Source organism: Roseococcus suduntuyensis (genome assembly GCF_014196305.1).
GTDB classification, from domain to species: domain Bacteria; phylum Pseudomonadota; class Alphaproteobacteria; order Acetobacterales; family Acetobacteraceae; genus Roseococcus; species Roseococcus suduntuyensis.
This window is the reverse complement of sequence record NZ_JACIDJ010000001.1, coordinates 115589-127294: the sequence shown is the minus strand read 5'-3', so window position 1 is coordinate 127294 and position 11706 is coordinate 115589. Positions and strand designations below refer to the sequence as shown.

Below are 11706 nucleotides of genomic sequence, written 5' to 3'. Positions count from 1 at the left end.
CCTCTCCCCTGGGCTTGCTTGCTAATATTATCCACCGACCAGACATCTTGGGAAATGGTGGGTTGGCACGGAAAGGGAAGGTCAAACCTCCGGCAGGGGGAAGATCGCGCCGGACGCGCCGTTCCCCTCGGCGCCCGCCGCCCCGCGCATCACAAGGGCGCGCGGCCCCGCGGGCGTGACAAGGCGGAACCGCACGTCACGTGCGATTGTCTCCGCGCAGGCGGCGCGCAGCCCGGCGCGCAGCCCCGCCTGATCCTCCTCATGCACCCGTGCCAGCAGGGTGGCGAGGGTGGTCGGGCCCTCGGGCATGCCCAGCAGGGACTGCGCCCCGGCATCCAGGCGCAGCGCGTCGCGCTTGCGGTGGAAGCTCCAGAGGCCGATGCCCGCGGCTGCCAGCGCCGCCTCGGTCGGGAAGGGGAGGCTGGCCGGCATGGGCAACAATGCCGAAAGGGCATCCGCCAGCTCGGGCGCCGAATGCGGCTTCTGCACGGAGGGGTGGTGGCGGTAGCCCTCCTCGATGCTGTCGGCGCTGTAGGCGGTGGAGAAGACGAAGGGCAGGCCGCGCCGCACCAGCGCATCGGCCACCGGATAGCACTTCTCGCGGTTGAGGTTCACGTCGAGCACCGCGGCGTCGATTCCCTCGCGGCCGATGAGGTCCAGCGCCTCGGCCACGCCCGCCGCCGGGCCCACCACCTGGCAGCCATAGGAGGTCAGCATGTCCTGCAACGCCCAGGCCAGGATCACCTCGTCCTCGACGATCAGGATGCGTTGCCCCGCGAGGCGTTCGGTCATGGAGTCCTCCCATCCGCCCGCAGAGGCAGGGTGATGTCGCACACGAGACCCGTGGCCTCCAGGTTGAGCGTCGCGGTGCCGCCCAGCCCGTGCTGCACGCCGCCTTCGATGAGCCGCATGCCGAAGCCCTTTTCGTAGAGCGGTTTCATGCGGGGGCCGCCCGCCTCCTGCCAGCGCAGGGCCAGCAGTCCGCCGCGCGGCGGCGAGCGGACCGACCATTGGATGCGAACAACGCCATCATCTCCTGACAACGCCCCGTGGCGCACCGCGTTGACCGCAAGTTCGTGCAAGGCCATGGCGGTGGTCAGCGCGACATTGGTGGGCAGGCGCACATCCTCGCCCTCCAGCACCAGCCGTTCGGCCAGGTTGCGCGGGATGGTGGGCGGCTGGAGCGCCACGCCCAGCACCTGGCGCAGGGTGATGTGGCCGTCCATCTCGTCACGCAGCATGGCCTGGGCGCGGGAGAAGGCGAGGACGCGCCCCGTCAGCGTCTCCACCACCGCACCGGGCGCCTTGCCGCGCAGGCTGTGGCGGATCATTTCCAGCACGGCGGAGAACATGTTCTGCGTGCGGTGGTTCATCTCCACCAGCAGCAGGCGCATCCGGTCCATGTCCTGATGCTGCGGCGTGACGTCCTGCATGGCGAGCACGCGGTGGCCGGGCACGCCCTCCTCGCCCGGCAGGGTGGTGATGGACAGCGTGGCCCAGAAGGTGGTCCCGTCCTTGCGGCGGAAGCAGTATTCCGTGGGGCCGCCGGGCATGCCGGTATCGGCGTGCGTCAGCCCTTCCTCCAGGCTGGTGTCGCCCTTGCGGCCGAGCAGGCCGCAGAGCGCGCGCCCTTCCAGCTCGGCCGGGGTGAAGCCGCTCAGCGCGCCGAAGGCCGCGTTGGCGAAGAGGATGCTGGCGCCGGCCCCGCCTTGCAGCACCACCACCGGCAGGCGCAGCCCCTCGGTCGCGCCGCGCAGGAGTTCGGGCGTGGCGCATGGCGCGGGGGGCGGGGGCCGTCCCTGACGCTTGGCACGCTCCTGCATGACCTCTCCCACCGGAATGGTCGCCGCCGTCATGATGCGTCGCGGGATGCGCCACAAGATGCGACTGGGCGACGCGAGTTGACCAAAAGAGTTACAATGTCAACCATAGGGCATGCCCCGGTATGGGATGCAAGACAGATCACAGCGGAGCAAGGCGGCATGAGCATTCACGGCAACGCCGCCTTCGCGCGGGACCTGATCGGCTATGGAGCGAATCCGCCACACCCGCGCTGGCCGGGGGGTGCGCGCATCGCGGTCAACTTCGTGATGAACTACGAGGAGGGTTCCGAACCTTCCTTCATGGACAATGATGGCCGGTCGGAGGTGGGGCTGACGGAAATGGCGGCCTCGCCCGTGCCGGCGGGCCAGCGCGACCTCGCGGCCGAGGGCATGTTCGAATACGGCGTGCGGGTGGGGTTCTGGCGGGTGATGCGCCTCTTCGCCGAGCGCCGCCTGCCCATGACCATCTTCGCCTGCGCCCTGGCCCTGGAGCGCCACCCACCCGCCGCCGCCGCCATCCGCGAGGCGGGGCACGACATCTGCTGCCATGGCTGGCGTTGGATCGAGCATTTCAAGCTGACGCGGGAGGAGGAGCGCGAGCATATCCGCCTCGCGGTGGAGAGCCTGACGCGCAGCACCGGCAACCGCCCGCTGGGCTGGTATTGCCGCTATGGACCCAGCGTGAACACCCGCGCGCTGCTGGCCGAGGAGGGGGGCTTTCTCTACGACAGCGACGCCTACAATGACGAGCTGCCCTATTGGGTGCTGCAGGACGGCAAGCCCGTGCTGGTCGTGCCCTATTCGCTGGTGACCAATGACGCGAAGTTCGGGCGCGGCCCGTTCAGCACGGCCGATGACTACTTCACCTTCCTGCGCGACCAGTTCGACATGCTCTACGCCGAGGGCGCCACGCAGCCCAAGATGATGTCCTGCGGGCTGCACCTGCGCCTGATCGGCCACCCGGCGCGGGCCGTGGGGCTGGCGCGCTTCCTGGACTACATCCGTGGCCATGAGGGCGTGTGGGTGGCGCGGCGCATCGAGATCGCGGAGCATTGGCGCCGCACCTTCCCGTACCAGCCCGGCATGGAGCAGATGGCGCGGGTGGGGCCGTAGGCGGGAGGGGCGCTAACGCGGCCTGAGCCCGCCCTGTTCCAGGATGAAATCCGCGATCTCGGCCACGCCGTGATCCACCTTCAGGTTGGTGAAGATGAAGGGCCGCGCGCCGCGCATCTTGCGCGCGTCGCGGTCCATCACCGACAGGTCCGCGCCCACCAGCGGGGCGAGATCTATCTTGTTGATGACCAGCAAATCCGAGCGCGTGATGCCCGGGCCGCCCTTGCGGGGAATCTTGTCGCCGGCGCTGACGTCAATGACGTAGATGGTCAGGTCCGCGAGTTCCGGGCTGAAGGTGGCGGCCAGGTTGTCACCGCCGCTCTCGATGAACAGCACTTCCAGCAGCGGGAAGCGCGCGTTCATGTCGTCCACCGCCGCGAGGTTGATGGAGGCGTCCTCGCGGATGGCGGTGTGCGGGCAGCCGCCGGTCTCCACACCCATGATGCGCTCGGGCGCCAATGCACCGGCGCGCGTGAGGAACTCGGCGTCCTCCTTGGTGTAGATGTCGTTGGTGATGGCCGCGATGTCGTGCGTCTTGGACAGCAGGCGGCAGAGGCGCTCCACCAGCGCCGTCTTGCCGGAGCCCACCGGGCCGCCCACGCCCACGCGCAACGGGCCATTCGGGGTGCTTGGGGTCATGAGCGGAAGAGCCTCGTGTATTGGGTTTCGTGGCGCATGGAGAGAATGTCCAGCAGCGGCGCGGAGGTGGCCAGCGCGTCGCGGTCGGTCGCTTCGGCGGCGTGCGCGGCGGCGGTGACGACGGGCCCGAGCGCGGCGGTGACGCGCTGCCCGTCGGTCTGGCCCAGAGGCACCAGACGCACGCCCGCGCTGACCAGGTTCGCCGCGAAGCCGTGCAGATAGGCCAGCAGGGCCGGCCGCCGCGCCAGCCCCGCGAAGCCCGCCGCCGCACCGAAGGCGACTGCATGCGTCAGCCGGCCGCGATGCCGGGCGGCGAAGGCGGCGAAGCGTGGATCGGGCCAGGTGGTGGCGGTGACGGAGGCGAAGCTGCCGCCCTGTTGCGTGGCTTCCAGCGCGTGCTCGGCGGTGCCGCGCCAGGCGAAGGCGTCCTCGGCCACGGCATCGAGTGCGACATCGCCGCTGGCGGCGTGGGCAGCATCTTCGCTGGCGGCGTGGGCGACATCTTCGCCGGCCGCGTCATGGGCGGCGCACAGCATCACCCCATCCACATGCCCCGCCCCGCGCATCAGCACGGTGGTGATGTAGGCGGTGAGTGCCGGTGCATTGGGGATGCGCCCCTCCTCCACCGCCATCTCAATGCCATGGCTGTAGCTGAACCCGCCCACCGGATAGGCGGGCGAGGTCCAGGCGAGGAGGCGGAAGAAATCGCCCTCTGGCAGGTCCATGCGGTCAGTCGTGGTGGTGATGATGGTGCCCGTCGCCATGGTGATGGTCGCCATGCCCGTGGTGGTGCTGGTGGGCGCTGCGGTTGTGCTCGCCATAGGCGCCGCCCTCGGGGTTGAAGGGCGCGCGCACGCGCGAGATCACGGCGCCCATGCCGCGCAGCATGTCCTCGATGACATGGTCCTCGCGGATCAGGATGCGGTCCTGATGGAGTTCCGCGGGCAAATGCCGGTTGCCGAGATGCCAGGCGATCCGCATCAGCGGCATGGAGGCGCCGGCGCGCACCTCCACCAGCGGCTCGTCGGCGGCGCGCACCAGGATCACGCGGCCATCCTCCAGTTCCAGCCCATCGCCGTCGCGCAGCACCTGGGCTTCCGTGAGGTCCAGGATGAAGGCGATGCCGCCCGCCGTCTCATAGCGCTTGCGGCGGCGGAAGCGGTCGTCGAAGTCGAGGCGCACCTCGCCATCAGGGGTGAAGCTGCCGGCGGGCTTCACGCCGCGGGCGCGCGGGAGCATGTCGTGCATGGCGTGTCCTTCGTCAGAACAGGAAATAGCGCTGCGCCATGGGCAGCACCTTGGCGGGTTCGCAGATCAGCAATTCGCCATCGGCGCGGACCTCGTAGGTCTCGGGGTTCACCTCCATGCGCGGTGTGGCGCCGTTCAGCACCATGTCGCGCTTGGAGATGCCGCCGCGCGTGTTGCCCACCGCCAGCAGCGGCCGTTGCAGACCCAGCGCGCGGCCCACATCGGCCTCCAGCGCGGCACCCGAGACGAAGGTGACCGAACCCAGCGTCATCGCCCGCCCATAGCTGCCGAACATCGGCCGGTAATGCACGGGTTGCGGCGTGGGGATGGAGGCGTTGGGGTCGCCCATTGGGGCCATCGCGATGCTGCCGCCCTTGAGGATCATGTCCGGCTTCACGCCGAAGAAGGCGGGCGACCACAGCACGAGGTCGGCCAGCTTACCCACCTCCACGCTGCCCACATGCTGCGCGATGCCCTGCGCGATGGCCGGGTTGATGGTGTATTTGGCGATGTAGCGGCGGCAGCGGAGATTGTCGTTCTCGCCCGTTTCGCCGGGCAGGCGGCCGCGCTGCACCTTCATCTTGTGGGCGGTCTGCCAGGTGCGGATGATGACCTCGCCCACGCGGCCCATCGCCTGGCTGTCGGACGACATCATGGAGATGGCGCCGATGTCGTGCAGGATGTCCTCGGCCGCGATGGTCTCGCGCCGGATGCGGCTTTCCGCGAAGGCCACGTCCTCCGGAATGCGCGCGTCGAGGTGATGGCAGACCATGAGCATGTCCAGATGCTCGTCCACCGTGTTCACCGTGTAGGGCATGGTGGGGTTGGTGCTGCTGGGCAGCACGTTCGCCTCGCCCACCAGGCGCAGGATATCCGGCGCATGGCCACCGCCCGCGCCCTCGGTGTGGAAGGCGTGGATGGTGCGGCCCTCGAAGGCGGCGATGGTGTCATCCACGAAGCCGCTCTCGTTCAGCGTGTCGGTGTGGATGGCCACCTGCACGTCGAAGCGGTCGGCGACACTCAAGCAGTTGCGGATGGCCTGGGGCGTGGTGCCCCAATCCTCGTGCAGCTTGAAGCCGGCGGCCCCGGCGCGGACCTGTTCCTCCAGCGCGGCGGGCAGGGCGGCGTTGCCTTTGCCGAGGAAACCCAAATTCATCGGGAAGGCCTCGGCCGCCTGCAGCATGCGGGCGATGTGCCAGGGGCCGGGCGTGACCGTGGTGGCCAGCGTGCCGTGGGCGGGGCCGGTGCCGCCGCCGAACATGGTGGTGATGCCCGAGGCAAGCGCCTCCTCGATCTGCTGCGGGCAGATGAAGTGGATATGCGCGTCCATGCCGCCGGCGGTGAGGATCTTGCCCTCGCCCGCGATGATCTCGGTGCCCGGGCCGATGATGATGTCCACGCCGGGCTGCGTGTCCGGGTTGCCCGCCTTGCCGATGGCGCTGATGCGCCCATCGCGCAGCGCCACATCGGCCTTCACCACGCCCCAGTGGTCGAGGATGAGGGCATTGGTGATGACGGTATCGGCCGAGCCCTCCGCGCGCGTGCGCTGGGACTGGCCCATGCCGTCGCGGATCACCTTGCCGCCGCCGAACTTCACCTCCTCGCCATGGGTGGTGAAGTCCTTCTCGACCTCGATGAACAATTCGGTGTCGGCCAGGCGCACGCGGTCGCCCACGGTGGGGCCATACATTCCGGCATAGGCGCTGCGGGAGAGGCGGCTCACAGCGCGCCCTCCACATTGCCGCGGAAGCCGTGCGCGATGCGCGCCCCGCGCAGGGGCAATAGCTTCACGCGCCGGCTCTGGCCGGGTTCAAAGCGCACCGCCGTCCCGGCCGGGATGTCCAGCCGCTGGCCCCGCGCGGCGGCGCGGTCGAAATCCAGTGCCGGGTTGGTCTCGAAGAAATGGTAGTGACTGCCGACCTGGATGGGCCGGTCGCCGGTGTTCGCCACGTCGAGTTCCGTCACGGGCTGGCCCGCATTCAGCTCGATCTCGCCGGGGGCGCAGATCACCTCGCCTGGAATCATGCGCCTGGCCCTCAGCGGATGGGGTTGTGGACGGTGACGAGCTTGGTGCCGTCGGGGAAGGTCGCTTCCACCTGGATGTCGTGGATCATCTCGGCCACGCCCTCCATGCACTGGTCGCGCCGCAGCACCTCGCCGCCCGCGGCCATGAGGTCGGCCACGGAACGGCCGTCCCGCGCCCCCTCCACCACGAAATCCGTGATGAGGGCGATGGCCTCGGGGTGGTTGAGCTTCACGCCGCGCTCCAACCGCCTTCGCGCCACCTGGGCGGCCATGGCGACGAGCAGCTTGTCTTTCTCACGGGGCGTCAGTTGCATCGCAGCATCATGGAACGTTCGGTGTCAGCACGTCCACAGTCTCGGCAAGGTGGCGGGGCGGCCGAGGGCGGCGGCGCGCAGGGCCGGGATGGCGGCGGTGATGCCGGCCCGCACGGCACCCGCCGTGCCCAGGAAGCGCAGCAGCAGCAGGCCGGGGCGGGGCAGGCTGGCCTGGCCGCCCGTCAGGTCGCGGGCCAACTCCCTGTGGCGGGCGGCGTCGGGGTGGGCCAGCAGCATCAGCCCCAGGGCCTCGGCGCCGTCCAGGGCGTGGGGGGCGTCGCGGGCGGCCGCGTCCAGCGCGAGCGCATCGGCCCAGGCCAGGCGGCCGTCCAGGTGCAGGCGCCAGGCCTCGCGCGCCGCGCCGCGCCGCCAGGCCTCGCCGCGCGCGATACGGCCCAGCACGAGGGATTCGCAGGCCAGCAGCGTGGCGCCGGGGGCCACATGCGCCTCGGTGCGGCGGTCGAGGCGGGCGCCGTCGAAGAGAATCGCTTCTTGTGGCAGGTATTCCAGCGCGGCGCCCTCACCGACCTCGATCCGGGTCCGTAGCGACGCCGTGGGGCCGAGGCTGGCATAGAGCTTCTCCGCCGCCGGGGTCGTGACCAGGGCCTGGGCGCCCGGCGCCAGTACCAGCTCCGCCCGCAGCGCATCGCCCCCCGCCAGCCCGCCCGCCGTGTTCACCAGCGCGGCCTGCAGGGGCTCCCCGGGCTCGGGCGTGGGGAAGAGCAGGCGCAGCGGCGCCTTCTGGTAGAGGCGCATGATGCCGCCGGGGCCGATTTCCAGCCTGGCCTCCCCCTCGGCCCTTTGATGGCGCGCATCCGATTCCCGCATGGGTCCAGCGTGGCCGCGGGCGCGCAGGCATGGCAACATGGGAGCATGCTCTATGTGACGCTTGGCGCGCAGCGCTACCGGATCGAACGCCCCTGGGGCGACCTTCCCACCGACATGGGCGGCGTGACCGACGTCGCGACCGACGCCGAAGGCCGCATCTATGTCGGGCTGCGGCGGGATTCCTACACCTCTGGCCCCGGCCCCACCGTCATCGTGCTGGACGCCATGGGCCAGCGCATCGGCGCCTTCGGCGAGGAGGTGGCGGACCTGCACATGCTGGACGTGGCCCCCGATGGCCTGATCCATGTGGTGGACCGCGACGCGCACGAGATCATCGCCTTCGACCGCGAGGGCGTGGTCCGCCGGCGCCTGGGCACCCGCCACCAGGCCGGCCAGCCCTTCAACTCCCCCTGCGATATAGGCTTCGCGCCGGATGGAACGGCCTATGTGGCCGATGGCTACGCGGCCTCCCGCGTACATGTCTTCGCGCCCGACGGCACGCCGCAGGGCGGCTGGGGCACGCCCGGCCAGCGGGCGGGCGAGTTTTCCACCCCCCATTCCGTCCGCGTGGGCATGGAGGGCGAGGTGGCGGTGACCGACCGCGAGAACAACCGCGTGCAGGTCTTCACCGCCGAGGGCCGCTTCCTCCGCTCCCTCTATCTTCTGCACAAGCCCATGGCCGTGACGGCCGACGCCGAGGGGAACTGGTGGGTGACCGACCAGGTGCCCAGCCTCTCGGTCTTTTCCCGCCAGGGGGTGCTGCTGTCCAAGGCGCGGGCCGTGCTGAACGGGGCGCATGGCATGGCGCTGCACCCCGATGGCAGCGTGCTGCTGGCGGAGATGACGCCCTCGCGGTTGACGCGGCTGGTGCCGGACTGAGGGCGGCCGCTCAGAACCCGATGGGCTGGCCCCGCAGGGGCGGCGCCTGGGTGGCTGGCGCCGCCTTGCCGGGTGGGACGTCGGGGCCGGGTGGGCCAGAGGGCGGGCCAGAGGGGGCAGGCGCGGAAAAGGGCTGGCTGGGCTGACCCGGCGGCGTGGGTGCCCCCCCGAAGGGCTGCGTCGGCTCATTGCCATGTGAGCGCATGCAGGTCACCAGCCGCGCCATCGCCTCCGAGGAGCCATTCAGGCTCACCGACCACTCCGGCTCGTTGCCCTGCGGGAAAGTCAGCGTCAGGCGGCTGCCGTTGCGGAACTCCGCCTCGAAGCGCGACAGGCCCGAGCGCAGGGTCCAGTGCGCGGAACGGCCCTGGCCGGTCGCCTGCGGCGCGGTCCAGCCCGCCCCCTGGTCGATCCGCATGTTGATCTGCATCCGCGTGCCCTGCGGAATGGTCCAGCTCGCCTTGTGGGCCTGGAACAGGATGAAGTTGGTGTTCCGCACGTGCTGGATGTGCAGCCGGCGCCCCTCGGCGCCCGAGGCCACCATTCCGCAGACATCACGACCGGCCGGCGTCACCATCGCATAGACGGTCCAGGCGCCGTAGCGGCCCAAGGGGGTGGTCTGGGTGCGGGGCTGCGCCTGCGCGGCTGACCCCAGGCAAAGACTGGCCAACCCGGCCAGGACCAGCAGGCGGCGGGGGGCGGCAAGAACTCGTGTCATCGTGTTCGGTTCCCGGTCAAGGTTGCAGGGCCGGGGCGGTGCTCCGTCTGGGCAAAGCCATCTGCACCCCGCTTGATCTGCGGCCTATGCCTCGCGCAATTCCGGTGGCGGGGCCCTGCCATAACATTTGAACGCGGCAAAAGGTGCGACTTGCACTGGCTATTTCTCGCCGGACCCCCTAGATACCGCGCCACAAGCCCAAAATCCGTTACCCCGCCGCCTGGGCTCCTTCCGCCCGGGCCTGCCCACGCCCGGAGCCTGCCCCATGCCGATGCGCAACCTCGCCATCATCGCGCACGTCGACCACGGCAAGACCACGCTGGTGGACCAACTGCTCAAGCAGGCCGGCACCTTCCGCGAAAACCAGCAGGTGGCCGAACGGGCCATGGACCGGAACGACCTCGAAAAGGAACGCGGCATCACCATCCTGGCCAAGTGCACGGCCGTGGAATGGGAGGGCGTGAAGCTCAACATCGTGGACACCCCCGGCCACGCCGATTTCGGCGGCGAGGTGGAGCGCATCCTCTCCATGGTGGACGGCGCCATCCTGCTGGTGGACGCGGCCGAGGGCGTGCTGCCCCAGACCAAGTTCGTGCTCGGCAAGGCGCTGGCCCGCGGCATCCGCCCCATCGTCGTGGTGAACAAGGTGGACCGCGCCGACGCCCGCGCCCATGAGGTGCATGACGAGGTGTTCGACCTCTTCGCCAACCTCGGCGCCAGCGACGAGCAGCTCGATTTCCCCATGCTCTTCGCCTCCGGCCGCCAGGGCTGGGCCGATGAGAGCATGGAAGGCCCGCGCGAGAACCTGAACGCGCTGTTCAACCTGGTGGTGCGCCATGTGCCGGAGCCCACGGTGGACCCGACGGCGCCCTTCGCGATGAACGCCTCCATCCTGGAATACGACAACTTCCTGGGCCGCATCCTCACGGGTCGCATCGAGCAGGGCGTGGCCCGCATGAACATGCCGGTGAAGGTGCTCCGCGCCGACGGCACCCAGGTCGAGACCGGTCGGCTTACCAAGCTGCTGACCTTCCGCGGGCTGGAGCGCGTGCCGGTGGAAGAGGCCCAGGCGGGCGACATCATCGCCATCGCCGGCCTGTCCGACACCACCATTCCCGACACCATCTGCGCGCCCGAGCAGAATGTGGCCCTGCCTTCCGTGCCGGTGGACCCGCCGACGCTCGCCATGACCTTCCGCGTCAATGACGGCCCGCTGGGCGGCCGCGAGGGCAAGAAGGTCACCTCGCGCCAGATCCGCGACCGCCTCTTCCGCGAGACGGAAAGCAACGTCGCCATCCAGATCCGCGACAGCGAGGAGACGGACGCCTTTGAGGTGGCCGGGCGCGGCGAACTCCAGCTCGGCGTCCTGATCGAGCAGATGCGCCGCGAGGGCTTCGAGCTGACCATCGGCCGCCCGCGCGTGCTGGTGCGCGAGAACCCCGAGACCGGCGCGCGCGAGGAACCCTACGAGGAAGTGCTGGTGGACGTGGACGAGGCCTATTCCGGCGTCGTCGTCGAGAAGCTGTCGGTCCGCAAGGGCCAGATGCAGGACATGCGGCCCTCGGGCGGCGGCAAGACGCGGCTGACCTTCCACATGCCCTCGCGCGGCCTCATCGGCTACCATTCGGAATTCCTGACCGACACGCGCGGCACCGGCATCATGAACCGGCTGTTCCTGGGCTATCAGGAATGGGCGGGCGTGATCGAGGGGCGGCGCAACGGCAGCCTGATCTCCAATGTGGACGGCGAGACGACGCAGTATGCGCTCTTCGCCCTGCAGGAGCGCGGCGCGCTGTTCGTGGGCGCTGGCGCCAAGGTCTATGTCGGTATGATCATCGGCGAGAATTCGCGCGATGACGACCTTGAGGTGAACCCGGTCAAGGAGAAGAAGCTGACCAACATCCGTGCCGCCGGCAAGGATGACGCGCTGCTGTTGATCCCGCCCCGGCGCATGAGCCTGGAGCAGGCCATCGCCTACATCGAGGATGACGAGCTGGTGGAGGTGACGCCGACCGCGGTGCGGCTTCGCAAGCGCTACCTCGACCCCAATGAGCGCAAGCGCGCCCAGCGCCGCGCCGATGGCATGGCCGTCAAGGGCGACCCGGTCGGCTGAGCCTGC

The 11706-nt window shown here is 69.9% G+C and carries 13 protein-coding genes; 3 read left to right on the top strand and 10 right to left on the bottom strand.

Features of this window, described 5'->3' with window-relative positions:
* Positions 1 to 81: 81 nt before the first annotated feature.
* Together GGQ83_RS19915 and GGQ83_RS00600 are read right to left on the bottom strand one after the other, a co-directional pair.
* Complete coding sequence (locus GGQ83_RS19915) at positions 82 to 792, bottom strand: response regulator (protein WP_207017848.1); 711 nt, start codon at positions 790 to 792, stop codon at positions 82 to 84.
* Positions 789 to 1856, bottom strand: a complete 1068-nt coding sequence (locus GGQ83_RS00600; protein ID WP_184381659.1) for an HWE histidine kinase domain-containing protein — start codon at positions 1854 to 1856, stop codon at positions 789 to 791. The genes GGQ83_RS19915 and GGQ83_RS00600 overlap by 4 nt, the downstream gene beginning before the upstream one ends.
* 126 nt (positions 1857 to 1982) lie before the next feature.
* Between GGQ83_RS00600 and GGQ83_RS00595 the strand changes: the two genes are divergently transcribed.
* The gene (locus GGQ83_RS00595; protein ID WP_184381658.1) at positions 1983 to 2936 is read left to right on the top strand and encodes an allantoinase PuuE; all 954 of its coding nucleotides are present in this window, start codon (positions 1983 to 1985) and stop codon (positions 2934 to 2936) included.
* Between the two features lie 12 nt (positions 2937 to 2948).
* On the opposite strand, the gene ureG is transcribed toward GGQ83_RS00595, so the two are convergent.
* The 7 genes from ureG to GGQ83_RS00560 are packed head-to-tail and all read right to left on the bottom strand — an operon-like array spanning position 2949 to position 7990.
* The gene (gene ureG, locus GGQ83_RS00590) at positions 2949 to 3575 is read right to left on the bottom strand and encodes an urease accessory protein UreG (protein ID WP_184381657.1); all 627 of its coding nucleotides are present in this window, start codon (positions 3573 to 3575) and stop codon (positions 2949 to 2951) included.
* A complete protein-coding gene (locus GGQ83_RS00585; protein ID WP_242534820.1) occupies positions 3572 to 4396 on the bottom strand; it encodes an urease accessory protein UreF in 825 nt (274 codons plus the stop codon). The genes ureG and GGQ83_RS00585 overlap by 4 nt, the downstream gene beginning before the upstream one ends.
* Entirely contained in the window at positions 4305 to 4823 is a 519-nt protein-coding gene (locus GGQ83_RS00580) for an urease accessory protein UreE (RefSeq protein ID WP_184381656.1), read from the bottom strand. The genes GGQ83_RS00585 and GGQ83_RS00580 overlap by 92 nt, the downstream gene beginning before the upstream one ends.
* A gap of 13 nt (positions 4824 to 4836) precedes the next feature.
* The gene (ureC, locus tag GGQ83_RS00575) at positions 4837 to 6546 is read right to left on the bottom strand and encodes an urease subunit alpha (RefSeq protein ID WP_184381655.1); all 1710 of its coding nucleotides are present in this window, start codon (positions 6544 to 6546) and stop codon (positions 4837 to 4839) included.
* Complete coding sequence (locus GGQ83_RS00570) at positions 6543 to 6848, bottom strand: urease subunit beta (RefSeq protein WP_184381654.1); 306 nt, start codon at positions 6846 to 6848, stop codon at positions 6543 to 6545. Before GGQ83_RS00570 ends, ureC begins: the two co-directional genes overlap by 4 nt.
* Before the next feature lie 11 nt (positions 6849 to 6859).
* Positions 6860 to 7162 carry an urease subunit gamma gene (locus GGQ83_RS00565; protein WP_184381653.1) on the bottom strand — a complete coding sequence of 101 codons (303 nt, stop codon included), beginning with the start codon at positions 7160 to 7162 and terminating at the stop codon, positions 6860 to 6862.
* 24 nt (positions 7163 to 7186) lie between these two features.
* The gene (locus GGQ83_RS00560) at positions 7187 to 7990 is read right to left on the bottom strand and encodes an urease accessory protein UreD (protein ID WP_184381652.1); all 804 of its coding nucleotides are present in this window, start codon (positions 7988 to 7990) and stop codon (positions 7187 to 7189) included.
* A 45-nt stretch (positions 7991 to 8035) separates the two neighbouring features.
* On the opposite strand from GGQ83_RS00560, the gene GGQ83_RS00555 reads away from it, so the two are divergent.
* A complete protein-coding gene (locus tag GGQ83_RS00555) occupies positions 8036 to 8869 on the top strand; it encodes an NHL repeat-containing protein (RefSeq protein ID WP_184381651.1) in 834 nt (277 codons plus the stop codon).
* 10 nt (positions 8870 to 8879) lie between these two features.
* Here the strand turns inward: GGQ83_RS00555 and GGQ83_RS00550 are convergent, their stop codons facing one another.
* On the bottom strand, positions 8880 to 9587 hold the full coding sequence (locus GGQ83_RS00550; RefSeq protein ID WP_184381650.1) for a hypothetical protein: 708 nt from the start codon (positions 9585 to 9587) through the stop codon (positions 8880 to 8882).
* 265 nt (positions 9588 to 9852) lie between these two features.
* Between GGQ83_RS00550 and typA the strand changes: the two genes are divergently transcribed.
* Positions 9853 to 11700 (top strand): translational GTPase TypA, encoded by a 1848-nt coding sequence (gene typA / locus GGQ83_RS00545; protein ID WP_184381649.1) that lies wholly within the window; start codon positions 9853 to 9855, stop codon positions 11698 to 11700.
* Positions 11701 to 11706: the final 6 nt, after the last annotated feature.